This window comes from Aliiroseovarius subalbicans (assembly GCF_022678625.1).
In the GTDB taxonomy this organism is placed as follows: Bacteria; Pseudomonadota; Alphaproteobacteria; order Rhodobacterales; family Rhodobacteraceae; genus Aliiroseovarius_A; species Aliiroseovarius_A subalbicans.
In genome coordinates this window covers 88,739-110,007 of record NZ_JALBYQ010000001.1, presented here as the reverse complement: position 1 = coordinate 110,007, position 21,269 = coordinate 88,739, and the positions used below count along the sequence as shown (strand labels likewise).

Sequence of the window (21,269 nt, the reverse complement as noted above, 5' to 3'; positions counted from 1 at the left end):
GTTCAAACCGGTTTGTGCGCCACCAGGTCGATCAGGGCCGACAGGCCCGAATGCCCCCGGCCCTCGTCCATATGCCGTTCATAGGCGGTGAGCCGTTCGATCCGGAAATCAGCGAAGGCGTCAGCCAGAAGCGCCTCGGTATAAAGATTTTCGACCTGCCCCGGCCCGCCGGTGCCATGGCCCAGCTGTTCGGGCGTATAGCCGTGCAGCAAAAGCGTGCCGCCAGGCCTTAACGCGCGTTTCATGCCGGCAAACACCGCGTCGCGCAGCGCGGGGCCCATGAACTGGATGAACACCGCGACGATCAGGTCGTGCTGTTCGGCGTCCCAATCCCACTGCGTTATGTCGGCCACGCGGAAATCGACCTCGACACCGCGGTCCTGCGCCAGCTTGCGGGCTTTCTCGACCCCCACGGGGCTGGCATCCATCGCGAGTACCTCTAGGCCGCGCTCGGCCAGAAAGACGGAATTGCGCCCCTCGCCGTCAGCCACCGCCAAGGCGCGCGCGCCCGGTGTCAGGTGTCGGACCTGATCAACCAGAAACGTCGCCGGATCGGTGCCGAACAGATATTCTTCGCCTTGAAACCGCTTGTCCCACATGTCTGCCCCTCTGTTCTGCACCTCTGTGTTCACCTGACAGCTAAGGGGCCGTGCGCCCAAGGACAAGGGCCCCGATCGGACTGGGGCCTATCCACCCAAATGGCGCAGCAGTGCCAGCGTGGGGGTGCCGTCCACCGCCATACCCTTTGCGGCCTGATAGGCGCGGATTGCGGCGATAGTGGCCTTGCCGATCACACCGTCAGGGTCGCCCGCGTCAAAGCCCTTCGCACTCAAACGGCGTTGCAACTCCTTGCGCTGCACCAGCGTCATGCCATTGGCATCGACGCCGAATTCCCCGCGCACCGGTCCTCCGCCGGCCAGCCGGTCGGACAGATGCCCCACTGCCAGACCATACTTCTGCGTATTGTTGTAGCGCAGCAGCACGTCGAAGTTGTGAAACACCAGGAAGGCCGGGCCTGTGGCGCCCGCCAGTCGCAACACCGCCGCCGCGCCATGATCTGGCAGACGCCCGCCATCCATGTCGCGCAGACCCAGCGCATGCCAGGCCGCGACATTGCGGCGGTTGCTGCGCCCGGTGGCGGCGGAAAAACCGTTGGGCAGGCGCACTTCCAGCCCCCAGGGGCGCCCGGTGCGCCAGCCGGATTTCTTTAGGTAGTGCGCCGCCGAGGCCAGCGCGTCGGTGGGGTCCGCGCCCCAGACATCGCGCCGCCCGTCGCCGTCGAAATCGACCGCATAGGCCTGATAGGTGGTGGGAATGAACTGGGTGTGCCCCATCGCGCCGGCCCAGCTTCCGGTCATCCGTTCGGGCGTGATGTCGCCACGCTCAAGGATCTTCAGCGCGGCGATCAACTGGCTTTCAAAAAACGCACCGCGCCGTCCGGCATAGGCCAGTGTGGCCAGCGCCGAGACCACCGGCGTATTCCCGCGCCGCGCGCCATAGCGGCTTTCCATCCCCCAGATCGCGCCCAGAACCTTAGCCTCGACGCCATAGCGCGCCTCGATCTGCGACAGCGTGGCCGCGTGTCTGCGCATCGCGGCGCGGCCCGTCGCCACGCGGTCGTCGCTGGCCGAGATGGCCAGGTAATCCTCAAGCGTGCGGCGGGTCTGGAACTGGCTGCGGTCGCGGGTGACCACACCGGGAAGGTAACCCGCATTGGCGAACGCGCGCGTCAGCGTCGCTCCTGACAGGCCACGCGCCCGCGCCCGGCCCTTGAACCCCGCCACCCAGGCATCGAACCCCGCGTTCGGCGCGGCGGCCAACGGCGGGTCCGCCGGGCGGGGTGGTTTTGGCACCGCAGGGGCGACACCACCGGTGTCACACCCGACCACACCAAGGGCAGACAGCCCCGCAACCAATTCGCGTCGTGTCATCACCATGCCCACACCCCTTACTTGACCCTGTCAGCCTAGCGCAGTGACCCGCATAGAAAAAGGGCGGCACCGTCGCACCGCCCTTCTCAACTCATATCTGCCGATCTCAACCCCGGCGATGATCCGGGTGCAGGCTTGCCCCCAGGATGTGGTCCGACCCGTGGATCACCTGGCTGGCATGGCCAATGATCAGCGGATCAGGCGCATGGGCGATGGTTTCGTCCTTATCCGGGTAATCGATCGTCGACAGGAAGTGGCGCATCGTTTCAAGACGGGCGCGTTTCTTGTCGTTCGACTTCACGATGGTCCAGGGCGCATCAGCGGTGTCGGTGTAGAAGAACATCGCCTCTTTCGCCTCGGTGTAGTCATCCCATTTCGACAGGGACGCAATATCCACCGGGCTCAGCTTCCACCGCTTCAGCGGGTCATCCTGACGGCTGTCAAAACGGCGCTTCTGCTCTTCGCGGGTGACCGAGAACCAGTATTTGTAAAGCCGGATGCCGGAGCGCGTAAGCATGCGTTCGTATTCCGGCGTCTGGCGCATGAATTCCAAGTACTCGTTCGGGCTACAAAAGCCCATCACACGCTCAACGCCCGCACGGTTGTACCAGGAGCGGTCATAGAAGACCATTTCGCCCGTCGTCGGCAGGTTCGAGATATAACGCTGGAAGAACCACTGGCCGCGCTCGGCATCAGTCGGCTTGTTCAACGCGACCACCCGCGCCTCACGCGGGTTCAGGTGCTCCATGAAGCGTTTGATCGTGCCGCCCTTGCCGGCCGCGTCGCGACCTTCAAACAGCAGAACAAATTTCTGACCGGTCTCACCGACCCATTTCTGAACCTTCAAAAGCTCGGCCTGAAGCTCGGCCTTTTGTCGTTCGTATTCACGGCGCCCCAGCTTGGTCGAATAGGGATACTTGCCGTTTTCAAAGGTCTGGCGGATCTTGTCCTTGCTGACCTGCGGGAACTGCGGCGCAGGCGCCTTCGCAGCCGCAGGTTTCGCGGCGGGTTTCTTGGCCGGAGTATTCCGGGGGGTTGCAGCTACCATGCACATTTCTCCTGTCCTGAATGTTGGAAGCATTCTAACGAATCCCACCACCGCATTCTTTGATCCGCATCAATAGAATCACCGGCAGTAAGGTGCCGAAGGGTCACCTTGGCGCGTTAAGCTTACTTGTACGTCAACCACGAACAGTCGCTCCCGTCCCAGACCATTGTTCCCATCGCGGGATCAACACGGTTTTTTTACCCCTTCTGTGCCACGTTCCCGCCCCAATCGAGGGGCAAATCAGGTTCAACACGAATTTGAAAGGATACGCCATGTCGCTCTTCGCCAACGTCAGCTTCGACCAGATCCTCATCAGTCTGATGGCTACAATCGCCCTGCGCGAAGCGATGATTGCGTTCCTGCCCGACACCATCGCCGGACCGAACGGCTGGCTGGTCCGCTCGGGCGAAGAGGTCTGAGCCAAGCGGCACACCGCGACATTCATTCGAAAACGCCCCGTGCCGAAAGGCCGGGGCGTTTTGCTGTTTCGCAGGGTAAATCAAATCGGATTGTCGACCCGCAGCGTGACAAGCACCTTGCCGCGCACAGCCTCGGGCCACTTCAGTTGCACGTATTTGAACTGCGTCCCGGCATTTGGAACCGTCGACGGCTGCTGATGCACCTTGTCCCCCACCCCGTTCAGGATGTCTCCCTTGGCCACAACCGAGGTAACCGTGCGCGCATTGCCGCCAAACGGCAGATAGGCGCTGGGGTCCATTGTCCAGGTGGTTGCGTCGGTGTTTTGCTCGAACTCCAGCGTCACCGGGCTGACCGTGCGCTGGGTGACTCCCGCGAATGTGTTGCCCTCGAAGGTGACATTGCGCGTGCGCCAGTAATCCAGCGGCGCGATGCTGTCATCCACAGCCTCGATCCGGTCGATGTTGCCCTGGATCGACTTGAACGTGTTGTTGTTCACGTGCAGGTCCGAGATCGAATGCCCGGCGCCATAGGGTTTGATGACAAGGAAATTGGACCACGACGCCACGTCCATCGCGCGAAACACGTTGCCGGTGATGGTCAGGCCGCCGAAGCTGAACTCTGACGCATAATCGGGGTTCTCGTCATGTTCGTTGGTCCATTCGATAAAACAATTGTCGATGTAATTGCCGATCATCACGGTCGAGACGTTTTCATAGGTGAACACCATGCCGGCCACGCGCGGACCGTCGGTGACTTCGTCGCCCTGGAACCAGTGGTTGCCGACAATCAGGTGGCTTTCGCCATGCATCACCCCAGTCAGCCCCATACGCTGGAACCGGTTGTCGCGGATCTTGGCGTCATTGGCATTGACGTTGAACGCGACCGAGATCCGGTCCGTCGCCGGGGTGCTTTGTTCATCGGAAATGAACTGGGTCCGGTCGATGTGCAGATCCTGGCAGCCGCGCCCGGGGCTGGTGATGCCACGATGGCTGGGCTTGATGACAAAGCAGTCCTGCACGATGAAGTTCTCGCCCGTGGGCGACAGCAGAAGCGTCGAGGAAGACCCGTTGTTCTGGAACTCCACATTGCTGATCGTCATCCGGTTGATCTGGGTGAACCCACTGAAATCCAGCATGTATTTGAACCGGGTGAAAGTATAGCTCTGGCTGGCTGCCGGGCCATAAAGTGGCTGGCTCAACGTCAGGCTGCCCGCGCCGACGTTCACGTATTGCACATAGACCTCGCGCCCCACGCCGTTGCCGGTGACCAGGCTGCCGGGCTGGATGTTGGCGATATTGGCCACGTTGGTCATCTGATACGGGTTCGCGGCGTTGTAGCTGCCGGTTGAGCTGACCACATCCGGGTCCCAATGCGGGCTGTCGATAGCATAGAACTGACCATTGCGGATCACCCGGCGGATCAGGAACGAGCTGTGGTTGTCCACCGCCCCCTGCATGTCGATCGGGCGATCCAGCTCGATCCGGCGTCCGCCCATGTCCAGCGCGTCATGGTCGGTATAGTTCAACAGCGCCTGGAACGCCTTCTTGAAGGCCAGCACCTCGTCGCCGAACGCGTCGATATAGGTCGGCAGGTCGAAATTGCGGATCAGCGACAGGCGCACATTGTCCGCCATCGTGACAGTCCCCTCGAACCGGATCGCGTTGTCGATCGTCAGGTTCGATCCGATCTTGTAGGTGCCCGCGCCGACCAGAACACTGCGCCCGTTGGCGGCATCATCTGCGGCCTCGAACGCCGCCTTGTCGTCGGTCACACCGTCGCCCTTGGCGCCGAAATCGCGCACATCGACCCAGTCCATCATGTCACGCAGGAAGGCCGCGGTGATGTCCTCAATGATGAAATCCTCGACCCGGACCACACCGCCGTTCGACCCGGTCAGGTCCAGACCGAAATGGGCATAGTCCACATCGGGGCCCCAGACCATGTCCACACCGCCGCGCTCGCCGGTGCCAACGATCGCCTCGATCTCGACAATCTCGCCGTAATTCTCGATCACCTTGGTCGGGCCGACCTCGACATAGCCGCTGGCATGGGTGTCGTTGGCCAGCATCGGATAGCCCGCGATGCGCACCGACGGCAACGCCCCCGCCAGAGCCTTCACCTTGGTGCGGATGCGCAGGTAACAGCCCGGCAGAAGCGGCGTCTGCCCCATCCAGCGCAGTTTCTGCGTGGTCTGGGTTTTCAAAAGCTCGAGACAGCCGGCGAAATCCTGGTCCGTGGGCACAAAGGCCGCGTTGGCGGAATTGTCATAGGTCGCCGAGCCCAGAGTTCCGTTCTCGCTCGACCAGACGTCCAGCCCATCGACGAAGGGGGGCGGCATCAGGACCAGCCCCTCGGTAATTGCCTTGTTCATTCAATTCCCTTTCAGGTCACAAAGTCATGCATGCCCCCCCGGGGTTCGGCAGATGGCGCACACCATCCGCGCCGTCTGAATGGACGGCCGGTCGCACGGGGGGCGGACACGTGGTCCACAACGCTGAAAGGGGTATCAAAAGGTGATTAACGCGCGTTAAGGCCGGCGTACGGTGGGCGGCGGCATAGCCAAGCCGGGAAGGGCTCCCCAAGTGTCGCTGGGGCGTCGGTCACTGGGGGGGGCGGCTTGACTCGGATTTGATGCCGCCCTAACCTTCAATCGAATGATCGTTCGAAATATTCTGTAATTTCCAATGTTATGAGGCCTCTAATCAAAATGCCGAAAGAAAGCGTTTTGCACGAGGGACCCGGATCCACAACCGGCAAGCGCACCACAACCCGGGTGCGGCGGCGGCAGCAGCTGATTGATGCGACAATCGATTGCATCCGGAAACACGGGATATCGGGCACCACAATGGGCCGGATCACCGGTCTTGCCGGGCTGTCGGTCGGACAGGCGAACTTTTACTTCGAGACCAAGGAAAAGCTGCTTGAGGAAACCCTGCGTTTTCTTGCTGAAGAGCACCACGCACACTGGAAAGCCGGGTATGAAAAAGCCGACCTCAGCCCGCAAACCAAGTTGCGCGCCATCGCCGCATCGCATTTTCATCCGCACATCTGCAGTCGCAAGAAGATCGCGACCTGGTACGGGTTTTTCGGCGAAGCGGGATCGCGCAGCCATTACCGCGATATCGTCAACAAGATCGATAGTGAACGCCGCGAGCTGTCCACGACACTTTGTCGCCAGATCATTGCCGACGGCGGGTATGAGGGGCTCGATCCCGAAGACATCGCCTTCACCCTTGAGGGGCTATACGATGGCTTCTGGCTCAACATACTGATGTATCCCGGAAAATTCTCTCGCCACGACGCGATGCGGCGGGTCGAGACCTATCTTGCTCAGAACTTTCCCGACCATTTCAAGCATTCACAAGCGCCTGACGCAGCAAACAGAAAAAGGTCGAAGCCATGACCCGTGACCCACGATATGACATCCTGTTCGAACCAGTGAAAATCGGCCCGGTAACGGCGCCAAACCGGTTCTATCAGGTGCCTCATTGCAACGGCATGGGCTACCGCTACCCGTCCTCGATGGCCGAGATGCGGCGGATCAAGGCTGAGGGCGGCTGGGGCGTGGTGAATACGGAAGAGATGGAAGTCTCGCATATGTCCGAACTGAGCCCGATCCCCGAGGCGCGGCTGTGGGACGATCAGGACATGCCAATCCTGCAAAAGATGGTGGACGGGGTGCATGCCCACGGGGCGCTGGCCGGGGCCGAGCTGGCACATTTGGGCGGTGGGGCTTCGAACCACTACAGTCGGGAAATCCCGGTCGGGCCAAGCGCGCGTCCCGTCGATTTGCTTGACCCGATCCATGTCCGCCCGATGGACAAGACCGACATCAAGGCGCTGCGCAAGATGCACGTGGATGCGGCGCTGCGGTGCAAAAAGGTCGGGTTTGATATCATCTACCTCTACTGTGGCCACTCGATGACCACCTTCACCCAGTTCCTGTCGCGCCAGCACAACGAACGTGGCGATGAATACGGTGGATCGCTGGAAAACCGCGCACGCCTGTTGCGCGAGGTTCTGAGCGACGTGCGCGACGCGGTCGGCGACCGATCAGCAGTGGCAATCCGTATGGGGTTGTTGCTGGAAGAGCGTGCGAACGGACCTGTGTGCAACGAAGAAGGCCGCGACGTGATCCACATGATGTCCGACCTTGTGGACCTGTGGGACATGCAGGTCGGCGATTGGCCGTTTGACAGCTCGACCTCGCGGTTTGAACCTCAGGGCTATCAGGACAGCCATCTTGCCTTCGTGAAACAGGCCACCGGCAAACCGGTGGTCGGGGTCGGGCGTTACACTTCGCCCGATGCGATGGTATCCCTCGTCAAGAACGGCGTGATCGACCTGATCGGCGCGGCACGTCCGTCGATTGCCGACCCGTTTCTGCCCAACAAGATCAGCGAAGGCCGGATCGAAGACATTCGCGAATGCATTGGCTGCAACATGTGTGTCACCGGCGATTTCCTGGCCACGCCACTGCGCTGCACGCAAAATCCAACCATGGGCGAAGAATGGCGGCGGGGCTGGCACCCGGAACGCATCCCCCCGGCCAAGGCCGTCGAAAGCGTGCTGGTAGTTGGTGGTGGCCCCTCGGGACTTGAGGCCGCGCGCGCCCTGGGTCAGCGTGGATACCAGGTGACCCTGGCCGAGGCCGAGGCCGAAACAGGGGGACGCGTGGCGGTGGAAAGCCGCCTGCCCGGCCTGGCCGAATGGGGGCGTGTGGCGGATTACCGGCAATATCAGATAAGCCAGATGGCCAACGTCGCCGTCTATTGCCAAAGCAGGCTGACCGCCGAGCAGGTGCTGGAGTTTGAGGCCGACCACGTGGTGATCGCAACAGGCTCAAAATGGTCCGCCTCGGGCAAAGGACGGTCAAACCCGCATGGCATTCCGACCGCTCCAGACGCGCAGGTGCTCACGCCCGACGACATCAGCGCCGGGGCCATCCCCCGTGGACCGGTGATCGTGTTTGACGACGATTATTACTATATTGGTGGTCTCATGGCCGAGAAACTGCGTCTTGAAGGACACGAGGTGACCTATGTCACCCCCGCCGCGGATGTGTCGCACTGGACCCACAACACCATGGAGCAGGGCCGCATTCAAAGTCGTCTGATCGACCTGGGCGTCAACATTGTGCCGCTGCACAATCTGCTGGCAATCACCGGAGACATGGCTGAACTGGCCTGCATTTACAGCGACAAACGCCAGAGCCTGCCCTGTGGCGCGGCGGTTCTGGTCACCATGCGCGACGCTATTGACGACCTGTTCACGGACCTCTCGGCGATGGCGCAAGCGCCGAAATCGCTTACCAGGATCGGCGATTGCCTGGCCCCAGGCACAATTGCCGCCGCCACTTATTCCGGCCACCGCTTCGCCCGTGAGTTGGGCGAGCCGATCCCGGACGGAGTGCCGTTCCGGCGCGAACTGCCCGCCCTGGCCGACGACTGACCAAGGAGCCGACGATGCCGCGTGACCCAAGATACGACATCCTGTTCGAACCGGTGAAAATCGGCCCGGTGACGGCCCCAAACCGTTTCTATCAGGTGCCACATTGCACTGGCATGGGCTGGTTGAGACCCAAATCCGTTGCCGAGATGCGCGGGGTCAAAGCCGAGGGTGGCTGGGGCGTGGTGAATACCGAGTATTGCTCGATCCACCCCAATTCTGACAACCTGCCTTATGTCTCCTCTGCGCTGTGGGACGACCACGACATTCACGCCCACCGCCTGATGACAGACAAGGTGCACGCTCACGGGGCGTTGGCCGGGGTGGAGTTGTGGCATGGTGGATCGGGCGTGGCCAACGCCCTGACGCGGGAGGTGCCGATTGACTTGGGAAGCTTTCCCGAAAAAGGTGGCAACCCAATCCAGACACGGGCAATGGACAAGACCGATATCCGCGATTTCCGCCGCTGGCACCGCAACGCGGCGCTCCGCGCCAAAAAGGCCGGGTTCGACATCGTTTATGTCTATGCAACCCATGAATATCTACTGTCGCACTTCCTCGACCCGCAACGCAACTCCCGCAGCGACGAATACGGCGGGTCATTGGAAAACCGCATCCGGCTGATCCGCGAGTTGATCGAGGAAACCAAAGATGCGGTGGGCGACACCTGTGCGGTTGCGGTCCGATTTGCGGCCGATGAAACCATCGGCGAGGACGGTCAACCGGTGCTGGGTGAACGGCGCGAGATGTTCGAGATGCTCAGCGACCTGCCCGATCTTTGGGACATCAATATCCAGGATTACTCCCTTGAAATGGGGGTGTCGCGCTTCGCAAGCGAGGCGCCGCTGGAACCCTATATGAACTGGGTCAAATCGGTGACGAACAAGCCGGTGGTCACGGTCGGGCGATTCACCTCGCCCGATACGATGCTGAGCCAGGTCAAACGCGGCATCACCGACTTTATCGGCGCCGCCCGGCCCTCGATCGCCGATCCATTTCTGCCGCAAAAGATCAAGACCGGTGAGGTTGATGCGATCCGCGAATGCATTGGCTGCAACGTCTGCTATGCGGGCGACAACACCGGCGTGCCGATCCGCTGCACACAGAACCCGACGATGGGTGAGGAATGGCGCAAAGGGTGGCACCCGGAAAACATCGCGGCCAAAGGGTCGGACAGCAAAATCCTGATCGTCGGCGCTGGCCCCGCCGGGCTGGAGGCCGCGCGCGCCCTTGGCCAGCGCGGGTATCACGTAACCCTTGCCGAGGCGCGCAAGGTCCTGGGCGGGCGGGTGACACTGGAAAGCGCGCTTCCCGGACTCAGCGAATACGCCCGCGTGCGCAATTACCGTGAACAGCAATTGGGCGAAATGGCCAATGTCGAGATCTACCGCGACAGCGAATTGAACGCCGAGGACGTGCTGGGCTTTGGCGCCGATCACGTCGCAATCGCAACCGGTGCGCGCTGGCGGCGCGACCGATTTGATGGCGAAAACTATGTCAGTGTTGCCGCCGACGACGTCGACGTGTTGACCGCAGATGACATTATGGTCGGCAAACTGCCCACCGGGGCGACGCTGGTGTATGATGAAAACGGTTATTACCTGGGCGGCGTGATTGCCGAAAAGCTACGCGCAGCAGGATTGCCGGTGACCCTGGCAACACCTTCTGATTCCATCTCAGCCTGGGCCTCAAACACCGAAGAGCGTTGGCGCGCCCGCACGCGGTTGATGGAGATGGGGGTGGAACCCCTGGTCTCTCACGCCCTGTCATCCTTCGACGGGCAAACCGCGCAGATGACCTGTGCCTATACCGACCGGAAACGACCGCTTTCCGTGACCGGTCTGGTCATGGTCACGCAACGCCAACCCAACGACGCATTGTACCACGAGTTGATGGCACGGGCCCACGCAGAGCCCCTGCCCTTCAGCCTGACGCGGATTGGGGATTGCGAGGCGCCGGGAATCATCGCAACCGCCAATTATGCCGGCCACCGCTATGCCCGGACGCTCGACAATCCGGTCGACCCGGACATGCCGCTCAGGTTTGAACGCACCAGTCTTTCCGACGAGGAACCCAGATCATGACGCAGACCAATCTGCCGTCGGAAAATGTGGCCGGTTACATCGACAGCTACTACACCCGTACCAGTCAGGCACAACCCGCGCGCGCGCCGCTGAAGGGTCTGGTCGAGGCCGACGTCTGCGTTGTCGGGGGTGGCATTGCCGGGGTCAGCGCGGCCTGGGAACTGGCGCAGCGCGGCAAATCCGTTGTGCTGTTGGAGGCCAAACGCATCGCCTGGGGCGCCAGCGGACGCAACGGCGGGCTTTTGAGCTCGGGGTTTGCTGCCTCCACCGGGTCGATCCGCGCCCGATCGGGCCAAAAAGCCGCGCGCGCGTTGCATGACCTGTCGCACGAAGGCATCCGGGCTGTTCTGGACAACACCCGTAACCTGGCGCTTCCCGGAGTCGATCCAATCGCCGGGGTCATCCTTGCCTCGCGCCACCCCGATACCGAGGGTTTGAAGGCCTGGCAGCGCGAGGCCAACGATGTCCTGGGCGAAAACCTGGACTATCTGCCCCCGGACAAAATGCGTGAGCTGGTGAAATCCGAACGCTATTTCGACGGCATGTACGACCCGGACGGATATCATATCCACCCGCTGAACTATTGCCTTGGCCTTGCCGAAAACCTTGTGGCGTCAGGTGGGCAAGTCTTTGAAAACTCCTCCATGACCGCGATGAACACGTCCGGCACGGAAAAGGTCGTGAAGACGGAAAACGGAACAGTAAAGGCCAGACATCTGGTGCTGTGCGGCAGCGGCTATGGGGGGCACGAGTTTGGCAGGGTGCACCACGCGGTCTTGCCAATCGCGACCTATGTGATCAGCACCCGTGGTCTGGGTGACCGCATCGGGGACATCATGGCCACCCCTGCCGCCGTTGCTGACACACGGCTCAGCTGTGACTATTTCCGTGTCACCCCGACCGGAGAGCTTTTGTGGGGTGGTGGCATGTCGGCGATGGCAAAAGAGCCTGAGAACCTTACTGAGATGATGAAAGCCCGCGTGGTCGAGGTTTTCCCACAGATCGCCGATGTCGAGGTCGACGTCGCGTGGACCGGGCTGATGGGATATGCGCGCCACAAGATGCCCTATCTGCAAGAGGTGCAGCCTGAAGTCTGGACCGCGACTGCGCTGGGGGGCCACGGTCTGAACACGGGTCCTGCCCTGGGCAAAGTGCTGGCCGAAACAATCGCCGAAAACGGGAAGCGGCACGAGCTTTTTGCCCCGTATGGCCTGCGCTGGAATGGAAGCTTCGCAGGGGCAATCGTTGCCGACACCATCTGCGCCGCATCAAATTTCGCGCATCGGCGCAAAGAGCGTTGATTCCCAAAAAACCGAGGATTCTCAGATTTGGTTCGCAATTCGCAAAACCAAATGCCAAGCTGAATTCATACAGAGGAGGAAAAAATGAATACTTTCAAAAAATTGGCCGCGGTTGCGGTCGCCCTAACCATGAGCGCCGGGGCGCTACAGGCAGGCGACGTGTTGGACAAGGTGATGGCCGACGGCGTCCTGCGCATCTCAACCGACCCGGCCTGGCCACCCCAGAGCTTTCTGGATGAAAACAACGAAATGGATGGGTTCGACGTTGACGTCGCTCGCGCCATTGCCGCCAAGCTGGGCGTCGAGGCCGCATTCGTCACCCCGGATTGGAGCCTGATCACCGCAGGTAACTGGGCCGGCCGCTGGGATATCTCGGTTGGTTCCATGACGCCGACCAAGGAACGCGCCGAAGTGCTGAGCTTTCCGGCGATCTACTACTATGTGCCGGCTTCGGTCGCGGTGCATAACGACAGCGATGCACAGGCTCATTCCGACCTGAATGGTCGCACCATCGGCGTCAGCGCGGCCTCGACCTGGGAACAATACCTGCGTCATGACCTGGTGATTGACGCGGTCGGCGTGCCGGAATTTGATTATGAAATCGACCCGGGAGAGATCAAGACCTATGGCACCGACATTCCCGTGATTGACGAACTGCGGTTGGGTGACGGCGTTCGCATCAATGCGATGATCGGCAGCCTGCCGAACTTCCTGGACGCGATCAAGAACGGCTACCCGATCCGGGTTCTGGGCGAGCCGCTGTTCTTTGAACCGCTGGCAGTGGCCGTGGATCTTGGCGACGAAGAATTCAGCGCGAAAGTCGGTGAAATCGTCGAAGCCCTTCGCGAAGACGGCACTTTGGCCGAGCTCTCTGAAAAGTGGTACGACTTCGACTTTGCCAACACAAACTAAGTCGTAAACACCTTGTTCCGGCGACCCAACGGGTCGCCGGAACTTGTCTTTGGGGAGAGGGGACAACATGCTCTACGCGGATACGGTCAGGAACCGAAGCCTGTCAGAACAACCGGTGCTGATCGCCATCATTTTCGCGGTTTCCTGCGTGGTATTTGCCCTCGTGGGCTTGCACCACACGTTGCTTGCCCTGCCCTTTCTGCCACAACCCGAGGAACACGGGCTTGTCACCCAAGGCATCGCCACACTTGTTGTTGCGGGTCTGTTCACGCTCAACATCTTGCTTATCTCCCGCCTGAGGCTCCGGCTGCAGATCTTTGTGGTCTGGGCCGAGCTTTTCATGTGTTTTCTCATTTTCTTTTTCGCGTTTGACCTGAACTTTCCCTTCATTCTGACAAAGCTGCCGTTTCTGTTGACCCAGGGCGTGTTCACCACGCTTTACGTTTCGGCCATCTCGATCACGATCGCGACCGTGCTGGCAATCTTCGGGGCGATCGCAAAGCTTTCCAGCAACGGCTTCGCCTTCGCCATCGCCAGCTTCTACACCTCGATGTTCCGGGGGCTGCCGCTCCTGGTGCAGATCTACCTGATCTACCTCGGCCTGCCCCAGCTCGGCATCTTCGTCGACGCGGTGCCCGCAGGTGTGATCGCGCTGTCGCTGTGCTATGGCGCCTACATGACCGAGATCTTCCGCGCCGGGATCATGAGCATCGACAAAGGCCAGTGGGAGGCCGCGCGTTCGATCGGCTTCAAATTCGGCCTGACCATGCGCCGGGTGATCCTGCCGCAGGCTGTGCCGATCATCGTCCCGCCGCTGGGCAACCAGTTCATCGCGATGCTGAAGGACAGCTCGCTTGTCTCGGTCCTGGGGGTCTGGGAACTGATGTACCTGGCCCGCACCCTGGGCCAACGCGAATTCCGCCACCTGGAAATGCTGCTGACCGTGGCAATCATCTATTGGGTCATGACGATCGTCTTCGAGATCGTCCAGGGCCGGATCGAATCCTATTTCCAAAAACACCATCGACGCTAAGGCAGCACATGGGCAGGAGCCTGACATGACACATGAAGACACCAACGCGGTCGGCAGTGAAATCATCGCGATCCGCGACATGCACAAATGGTACGGGAACTTTCATGCGCTGAAGGACATCAACCTGACCGTGCACCTGGGCGAAAAAATCGTCGTCTGCGGCCCCTCCGGGTCGGGTAAATCGACGATGATCCGCTGCATCAACCGGCTTGAGGGGCACCAGAAGGGTACGATCCACGTGGACGGGATCGAACTGCACGAAGACATGCGCAACATCGACATCGTGCGGCAAGAGGTCGGCATGGTGTTCCAACACTTCAACTTGTTTCCCCACATGACAGTTCTGGAAAACCTGACCGCGGGTCCGATGTGGGTGAAGAAATTGCCCAGGGCCGAGGCCGAGGACACCGCCCGCCGCTATCTTGAGCGTGTGAAAATCTCGGAACAGGCCGAAAAGTACCCCTCGCAGCTGTCAGGGGGGCAGCAGCAGCGCGTCGCCATCGCCCGGTCGCTGTGCATGGAGCCCAAGGTGCTGCTGTTTGACGAACCGACCTCGGCGCTTGACCCGGAAATGGTGTCGGAGGTGTTGGAGACGATGGAGGACCTTGCAGGCACGGGTGTGACCATGGTCTGCGTCACCCACGAAATGGGCTTTGCCAAGGCGGTGGCGGACCGGGTGGTCTTCATGGACGAAGGGCGGATTATCGAAAGCGGCGAGCCGGTCGAGTTCTTCAAAAATCCCGAGTCCGAGCGGACGAAGAAGTTCCTGGACCAAATCCTGTCCTAGGGGCGGGAAAGGCCGGTCATCGATCGGGACAGAAACAAGCCTAAAGCAGCCAGCTGAACGCGCGCGCCAGACGCGCCGCGCCGTCGGACTCGAACCACGCCCCATGCGACAGGATCACCCGCTCAGGGCCCCAGTCGATCATGCGCCGGACGTCTTCGCGCAGCACGGCACGCTTTTGTCGAAAGGTCATCCGCATGTCGCGCGGCATGCCCCCGTGCGGCGCTTGAATGCCACCCAGTCTTGTTGCGATGCGCATCCACCAAGGCAGATGCGCGGGCTCGAAATTCTCGATCAGGTCGGTCAGGATCAAGGTCCGGCTGGCGCGATGAAAGAACACCGCCTCGCGGTGGATGCGACTGCCGCGCACAATCATCTGGTCGATCTCATCCACCCAATCTCCGGGCGGGGCCGGCGTCAGATCATGGTCAAAGCGCAATGCCATCCCGCGCAACGCGGCGCGATCCTGCACCCCCGGCGCGGCCCAGCTTTGCGCGTCTGGAAATGCCGCCTGCCAATCGGCGACAAAGGCATAATGAATCCAGTTCGGCGCCACCAGGTGGCGCACCGGGCCCAGCGCTGCCACCTTCTCGGCCAGCCCGTCGACCAGGGCCGTGGGCGAATGCACCCACAGCCCGCCATCAGCCAGACGCACTATGGTGGCGCGGGTGGAAAAGGGCATGCCATAGAACCGGATCGCTGGCCCGTCGATCAACCACAGATCATCCGTGATTGCTTTGGGAACGTTCAGTGGCGCGAAACCCTCGCTCACATCCCCGTCCTTGCGGCATTGCGCAGGTAATCGGTCATCTGCCAGCGGATCAGGAAATCCTTGTCATAGACACGGTATTCGACCCCGGCCATCTTCGCCGCCGTGCGCACGCGGTATTCATACTGATCTTCGCGCCCGTCGGTGTCGATCATCACCACCATCGGCGCCTTGCCGGTGCGGCTGGCGGCAAACAGCGCCTGCTGCACGCTGTCCAGCGACGATCGCTTATCCAACCCGACCTCCAGCACATGGCTGTCGTTCTCGCAATCCACACGGATGAAATGCAGGTCATAGCCGACGTTGTAGGGATGGCGCACCTCGGTTTCGCCGCCCAACAGCAGCGAACACAAGATTGCGGTGAAATTTCCCTCATACATGCCGACACACCCCTTCGGGCACACTATATCCTGTGTGTCGAGGCAGGCAATGCCCCCATAAATTGAGTTTTTCGAGAAAAACGGCGTGTTTGCGTTCGGGGGCGCTGCCGGATTACTTCGCCAGCTCACCCGCAAGCGCGCGGTCGATCAGGGCGGCGGTTTCCTCGACGCCATACAGCGCAATGAAGCCGCCGAACCGTGGGCCTTGGCTGGCGCCCAAAAGCACCTCGTAAAGTGCTTTGAACCAATCGCGCATCGGATCGAACCGCTCGCGCCCCACGCCGAACACAACCGACTGCAATGCGTCACCGTCCACGGCCCCGTCATAGGCCCGCAGCGTGTCGCGCAGTTCTTCGAGCGCTTCGCGCTCCACATCGCTGGGCAGGCGGAACACCTTGGCGGGCTCGACGAAGTCCTCGTAGTATTTCACCGCATAACCTGCCGCCGCATCCAAATCCGGATGGGTTTCCGGCGAGGCGTCCGGCGCGTAACGCTGGATGAAGCCCCACAGCGCGCTTTTGTCATGCGCATGCGCCACGCTTGCCAGGTTCAGAAGCATCGAGAACGGCACAACCATGTTCGACTGCGGCACGTCCCCGCCGTGGATGTGCCAGACCGGGTTGTTCAACTGTGCCGCCACATCCTGACCGTGATAGGCGCGCAGCTGCTGGTGATATTCGTCCATCGCCTTGGGGATCACGTCGAAATGCATCCGCTTCGCCGTCTTGGGCTTCATGTACATGAAATACGACAGGCTTTGCGAGCTGGCATAGGTCAGCCATTCGTCGATCGAAATCCCGTTGCCCGAGGTCTTGGAAATCTTCTGGCCATTGGCATCCAGAAACAGCTCATAGGTGAAGTGATCCGGCGCGGGATGACCCAGGATGCGGCAGATCTTGTCATAGATCGGCGTGTTGGTGCTGTGATCCTTGCCGTACATCTCAAAATCGACACCCAGCGCGGCCCAGCGCGCGCCAAAATCCGGCTTCCACTGCAGTTTCACGTTGCCGCCAGTGACCGGCAGCGTCCATTCACGGCCCTCTGCGTCGTCAAAGGTGATCGTGTGATCGGTCGCGTTGACCTCTTTCATCGGCACATAGAGCACCCGCCCGGTCTCCGGGTGGATCGGCAGAAAGATCGAATAGGTCTGGCGCCGCTCTTCGCGCAAAGATTTCAGCATGACGGCCATGATGTCATCATACTTTTCAACGGCGCGCTTCAGCACCTCGTCAAACTGGCCCGAGCGATAGAACTCGGTGGCCGAGATGAAGTCATATTCAAACCCGAACGTGTCCAGGAACCGGCGCAGCATCGCGTTGTTGTGATCTCCAAAACTGTCATGCGTGCCGAACGGGTCCGGCACCGAGGTCAGCGGCTTTTGCAGGTGATCGTGCAGGCTTTCCGAGTTCGGCACATTGCCCGGCACCTTGCGCATCCCGTCCAGATCGTCGGAAAAACACACCAGTTTCGTGGGAATGTCGCTGATCGCCTCAAACGCGCGTTTGATCATCGTGGTGCGCGCAACCTCGCCAAAAGTGCCGATATGCGGCAGACCCGAGGGGCCGTATCCCGTCTCGAACAACACGAACCCCTTCTCCGGCGCGCCCTTGGCATACCGTTTCAGCACCCGGCGTGCTTCTTCAAAGGGCCAGGCTTTCGACGACATCGCGGTTTCGCGCAGATCAGACATGTTTTCATCCTTCGGTCCCCGGGCCCAATACCCGGCGGGTGTTGCTTCCTATTGCGCGAACCCCTTCGCGTCAATATTCTGCACCGCAACATACCCTTTTCAGGAGGCCACACTGTGCCCGAACTGCCCCATTCCCTTACCGCCGAAGACAGCCTGGTCGCCGTCATGGTCGCCGTCGCCGCCTCGGATGAGCAGATGCACACCTCGGAACTGGTCACCATCGAAGGCATCGTGAACCACCTGCCGGTTTTTGCGGGCTATGACATGGACCGGATCAAGACCGTGTCGCAGACGGTCTATGACCTTTTTGGGGTCGAGGACGGGCTGGACGCGCTGTTTGGCCTGGTGCGCGACAACCTACCCGAAACGCTGTGGGAAACAGCTTACGCGCTGGCCTGCGACGTGGCGGCCGCAGACGGTGAGCTGAACGACACCGAACTGCGCCTCTTGGAAGAGATCCGCTATGAGCTGTCGATCGACCGCCTACACGCCGCCGCCATCGAACGCGGCGCCCGCGCGCGGCACATGACGGTGTGATTTCGCAACGCTGGACTTGCCTGTGGTGATATGCGTTGCTGCCTGAACGCCCCTTTGGCGTAAGGGAATGGGTGTGACGCAGCAGACAGATACCGGCTGGCGGGCCATCATCGGGTCGTCCTTCATCATGTCCCTGGCGCTGTTGGGGGATGCGCTGCTGTATGCTGTTCTGCCCGCCTATGCCGCCGATTTCGGCCTGACCCTGCCCTGGGTCGGCGTGATGTTGTCGGCCAATCGCTTCGTGCGTGTTTTTGCCTATGGTACGATTGCGCGGCTGACCCACAAGCTGGGCGTGCGCAACATGTGCATCGGTGCCGCATGCACCGCGACCGTGTCCACTGCGCTGTATGGCTTCGGTCAGGGGCCGGCCGCGATCCTGACCGCGCGCATCCTCTGGGGGCTGACCTATGGGGCGCTGGTGCTGGCAACGCTGACCTATGCGATGGAGTTTCGCGCCCGCGTTGGTACCCGCGTCGGCGTGGGACAGGCGATTCAGCGGATCGGGCCGATCCTGGCGCTGTTTGGCGGCGCCTGGCTGGTCGGCGTGGTCGGGCCGAACATGGCCTTCGCGCTTCTGGCGGTGCCCACGGCCCTTGCCCTCCCCATCGCGCTTGCCCTGCCCAAAAGCGGGCTGTCGGACCCGAAACGCGCCAAGCCCGCGGCCCTGTCACGCCCGAAACCCATCGACCTGCTGTTCTTCCTGCAAGGCTATGGCGTTGACGGGGTGTTCGCCGTCACCATCACGCTGATCTTCGCGCGCGAGGCCGATCTGTCCCAGGCCGTGATGAGCGGCAGCGCGCTTCTGGCCATGCGCCACTTTGGCGAGGCGATCGCGGCGCCGCTGTTTGGCTGGATCGCCGACAAGTTCGGCGCGCGCCGAGTGTTCGTCACCGCAGCCCTTCTGACCCTTGTCGGATTTATCCTGGTGGCCAGTGGCGTCACCGTGATCGGCGCGCTGGTGATGCTGCTGTTTCGCGGCGCGCTGGCCTCACTTGGCCCCGCCGTCATCGCGCAATCCCTATCTGACGACGAAGATGTGATTGGTCCGCTGGCCCGGATGCAGGCCTGGCGCGATTTCGGCGCCGCCTGCGGCCCGCTTTTCACGGGCTTCCTGCTCACCACTTTCTCAGCCGAGGCTCAGCACGGCGCGGTCGCCGTGGCCCTCGCGGCCGGCCTTACCTATTGGCTGCTGGCGCGCAGGGCCTGACCCCTAGCCGCCCTTATGATCCGGGTGATGATAGACGAAGCGAAACGGCCACATATGTTCGACCGCGATCGGCTCAAACCCATAGGGCTGCAAGTCCGGATGCAACAGCTCCAACCTGTCCCGCCCATCATCCCGCCCATCATTCCAATGGCGGGTGACCATTTTATCCGCCCCGGTGAAGGTCGGGGCAAAGCGGTTCTCGGGCAGAACATCGGACCGTTTGTTCACAACGAAGGCCCCGGCATAGGGGGACCGGCCAAGATGCACAAACGCCCGCCACCCGGCGATCCGCAGAACCTCCCACAAGGTGGCAAGGCTCGGCCGTTTTTGAAATCCGATCTGTCCCCGCAGGATCGGGCCGGTTTCCTTGTCCGCACAGGCAAATGTCACGGCGTCTCCGTCACGGGGGAAAAACTCACAAGCGGCCAGCCGCGCGTTCAGACCCAGGTATTCCGTGTTGAAGGCCACAACCCTGGCCGTGTCATTCCACAGGTGCAGGCACAGGGTGCCCAGATCAGAGCGGGTGGTCATCGCCACCGGAAGCGCCATCGCGTCGTCGCCAATGACCTCTCCGGGCGTCTTCGAACACAGCGCGAAGACCTGGATCTCACGATGCGCGCCGTGGCTCGCTTTGCGAAAATCGCTCAGAATGATCCCCATCGCGGCATGGCCCGACGCCGTGACCACCGGATGCACCCCCTCGCTGCCCATCGCCTGCGTGACCGTTTCCAGATTGCCCCGGCCGATCAGCATCAGCCCTTCGCCATCTTCCGCCCGGTAGGGCACGGGTTCGGCTCCGGTCGAAACCGTCACCGATCCGGTGGTAGGGTGATCGCGAAACAAAGGATGGTCGTTCGGCATCGGGTGTCCTTCCCACACAAGCTTGGCACGCTGATCTTGGATCTGAAAGCGACTTGAAACCGGACGCGCGCCCGGCCATATGACAGCTCAACTGACCTTTAAAGAGTTTAAACTTTGGCCGATTTGACCTTTAAAGGGTTTAAACATCAGGGGATTCTCATGCTTGACCAATTCGACATCACCAAACGCTGGCCCGCCACCAAACCGGACGCAATCCAGCTCTATTCCCTGCCCACGCCCAACGGCATCAAGGTCTCGGCCATGCTGGAAGAATGCGGGTTGGCTTATGAACCGCATCTGGTGAACATCATGGAGGGCGACCAGTTCTCGCCCGAGTTTCTGTCGCTCAACCCCAACAACAAGATCCCCGCGATCATCGACCCCGATGGGCCGAACGGCAAACCGATGGGTCTGTTCGAAACCGGCGCGATCCTGATCTACCTAGCTGAAAAGACGGGTAAGTTTCTGCCCATCGACCCGGTGCGCCGGTATCAAACGCTGCAATGGCTGATGTGGCAAATGGGCGGTGTCGGGCCGATGTTCGGGCAGTTTGGCTTCTTCCACGCCTTCGCCGGGAAAGAGATCGAAGACCCCCGCCCGGTGACCCGCTACAAGGAAGAGACCCAGCGCCTATTGGACGTTCTGAACGACCACCTTGTCGGCAAAAGCTTCGTCATGGGCGACGAATATACCATTGCCGACATCGCCATCTGGCCCTGGGTCCGCGTGCTGATGACACATTACGACGCCTATGATTTGCTGGAGCTTGACGACGTGCCCGAGGTGATGCGCTGGTATGAAACCTGCGCCAATCGCCCGGCGTCGAAGGTTGCGGTGAACGTGCCTGCGCGCCCCTGAGCGCCA

At 61.3% G+C, this 21,269-nt stretch carries 19 protein-coding genes; 11 read left to right on the top strand and 8 right to left on the bottom strand.

Going from position 1 to position 21,269, the window contains the following annotated elements:
• Positions 1-2: 2 nt before the first annotated feature.
• From MN188_RS00510 to ppk2, 3 genes are all read right to left on the bottom strand, one after another.
• Positions 3-599: an SAM-dependent methyltransferase gene (locus tag MN188_RS00510; protein WP_242104835.1), complete on the bottom strand. Its 597-nt coding sequence runs from the start codon at positions 597-599 to the stop codon at positions 3-5.
• A gap of 87 nt (positions 600-686) precedes the next feature.
• The gene (locus tag MN188_RS00505; protein ID WP_242104834.1) at positions 687-1,937 is read right to left on the bottom strand and encodes a lytic murein transglycosylase; all 1,251 of its coding nucleotides are present in this window, start codon (positions 1,935-1,937) and stop codon (positions 687-689) included.
• Positions 1,938-2,037: 100 nt separating this feature from the next.
• Positions 2,038-2,979 (bottom strand): polyphosphate kinase 2, encoded by a 942-nt coding sequence (gene ppk2, locus MN188_RS00500; protein WP_242104833.1) that lies wholly within the window; start codon positions 2,977-2,979, stop codon positions 2,038-2,040.
• Between the two features lie 272 nt (positions 2,980-3,251).
• Here ppk2 and MN188_RS00495 point away from each other — a divergent pair, with 272 nt between their 5' ends.
• Entirely contained in the window at positions 3,252-3,398 is a 147-nt protein-coding gene (locus MN188_RS00495) for a hypothetical protein (protein WP_242104832.1), read from the top strand.
• Between the two features lie 80 nt (positions 3,399-3,478).
• Here the strand turns inward: MN188_RS00495 and MN188_RS00490 are convergent, their stop codons facing one another.
• Positions 3,479-5,770 carry a glycosyl hydrolase family 28-related protein gene (locus MN188_RS00490; RefSeq protein WP_242104831.1) on the bottom strand — a complete coding sequence of 764 codons (2,292 nt, stop codon included), beginning with the start codon at positions 5,768-5,770 and terminating at the stop codon, positions 3,479-3,481.
• A gap of 336 nt (positions 5,771-6,106) precedes the next feature.
• On the opposite strand from MN188_RS00490, the gene MN188_RS00485 reads away from it, so the two are divergent.
• The 7 genes from MN188_RS00485 to MN188_RS00455 all read left to right on the top strand — a co-directional run bounded on the left by MN188_RS00485 (position 6,107) and on the right by MN188_RS00455 (position 14,964).
• Entirely contained in the window at positions 6,107-6,802 is a 696-nt protein-coding gene (locus MN188_RS00485; protein ID WP_242104830.1) for a TetR family transcriptional regulator C-terminal domain-containing protein, read from the top strand.
• On the top strand, positions 6,799-8,850 hold the full coding sequence (locus MN188_RS00480) for an oxidoreductase (protein WP_242104829.1): 2,052 nt from the start codon (positions 6,799-6,801) through the stop codon (positions 8,848-8,850). The genes MN188_RS00485 and MN188_RS00480 overlap by 4 nt, the downstream gene beginning before the upstream one ends.
• Before the next feature lie 14 nt (positions 8,851-8,864).
• A complete protein-coding gene (locus MN188_RS00475; RefSeq protein WP_242104828.1) occupies positions 8,865-10,931 on the top strand; it encodes an oxidoreductase in 2,067 nt (688 codons plus the stop codon).
• A complete protein-coding gene (locus MN188_RS00470; protein WP_242104827.1) occupies positions 10,928-12,232 on the top strand; it encodes an NAD(P)/FAD-dependent oxidoreductase in 1,305 nt (434 codons plus the stop codon). Before MN188_RS00475 ends, MN188_RS00470 begins: the two co-directional genes overlap by 4 nt.
• Before the next feature lie 84 nt (positions 12,233-12,316).
• The gene (locus tag MN188_RS00465; RefSeq protein ID WP_242104826.1) at positions 12,317-13,144 is read left to right on the top strand and encodes a transporter substrate-binding domain-containing protein; all 828 of its coding nucleotides are present in this window, start codon (positions 12,317-12,319) and stop codon (positions 13,142-13,144) included.
• 67 nt (positions 13,145-13,211) lie between these two features.
• On the top strand, positions 13,212-14,177 hold the full coding sequence (locus tag MN188_RS00460) for an amino acid ABC transporter permease (protein WP_242104825.1): 966 nt from the start codon (positions 13,212-13,214) through the stop codon (positions 14,175-14,177).
• Between the two features lie 25 nt (positions 14,178-14,202).
• The gene (locus MN188_RS00455) at positions 14,203-14,964 is read left to right on the top strand and encodes an amino acid ABC transporter ATP-binding protein (protein ID WP_275116065.1); all 762 of its coding nucleotides are present in this window, start codon (positions 14,203-14,205) and stop codon (positions 14,962-14,964) included.
• 40 nt (positions 14,965-15,004) lie between these two features.
• Here the strand turns inward: MN188_RS00455 and MN188_RS00450 are convergent, their stop codons facing one another.
• From MN188_RS00450 to MN188_RS00440, 3 genes are all read right to left on the bottom strand, one after another.
• Positions 15,005-15,733, bottom strand: a complete 729-nt coding sequence (locus tag MN188_RS00450; protein ID WP_242104824.1) for a DUF4336 domain-containing protein — start codon at positions 15,731-15,733, stop codon at positions 15,005-15,007.
• Positions 15,730-16,110 carry a hypothetical protein gene (locus MN188_RS00445; protein ID WP_242104823.1) on the bottom strand — a complete coding sequence of 127 codons (381 nt, stop codon included), beginning with the start codon at positions 16,108-16,110 and terminating at the stop codon, positions 15,730-15,732. Before MN188_RS00445 ends, MN188_RS00450 begins: the two co-directional genes overlap by 4 nt.
• A gap of 112 nt (positions 16,111-16,222) precedes the next feature.
• A complete protein-coding gene (locus MN188_RS00440) occupies positions 16,223-17,800 on the bottom strand; it encodes a lysine--tRNA ligase (protein ID WP_242104822.1) in 1,578 nt (525 codons plus the stop codon).
• A 114-nt stretch (positions 17,801-17,914) separates the two neighbouring features.
• Between MN188_RS00440 and MN188_RS00435 the strand changes: the two genes are divergently transcribed.
• Entirely contained in the window at positions 17,915-18,337 is a 423-nt protein-coding gene (locus tag MN188_RS00435) for a tellurite resistance TerB family protein (protein WP_242104821.1), read from the top strand.
• A 73-nt stretch (positions 18,338-18,410) separates the two neighbouring features.
• Positions 18,411-19,544 (top strand): MFS transporter, encoded by a 1,134-nt coding sequence (locus tag MN188_RS17660; RefSeq protein ID WP_242104820.1) that lies wholly within the window; start codon positions 18,411-18,413, stop codon positions 19,542-19,544.
• A gap of 3 nt (positions 19,545-19,547) precedes the next feature.
• On the opposite strand, the gene MN188_RS00425 is transcribed toward MN188_RS17660, so the two are convergent.
• The gene (locus tag MN188_RS00425) at positions 19,548-20,405 is read right to left on the bottom strand and encodes a hypothetical protein (RefSeq protein ID WP_242104819.1); all 858 of its coding nucleotides are present in this window, start codon (positions 20,403-20,405) and stop codon (positions 19,548-19,550) included.
• A gap of 159 nt (positions 20,406-20,564) precedes the next feature.
• Here MN188_RS00425 and MN188_RS00420 point away from each other — a divergent pair, with 159 nt between their 5' ends.
• Positions 20,565-21,263 carry a glutathione binding-like protein gene (locus MN188_RS00420; protein ID WP_242104818.1) on the top strand — a complete coding sequence of 233 codons (699 nt, stop codon included), beginning with the start codon at positions 20,565-20,567 and terminating at the stop codon, positions 21,261-21,263.
• Positions 21,264-21,269 lie beyond the last annotated feature (6 nt).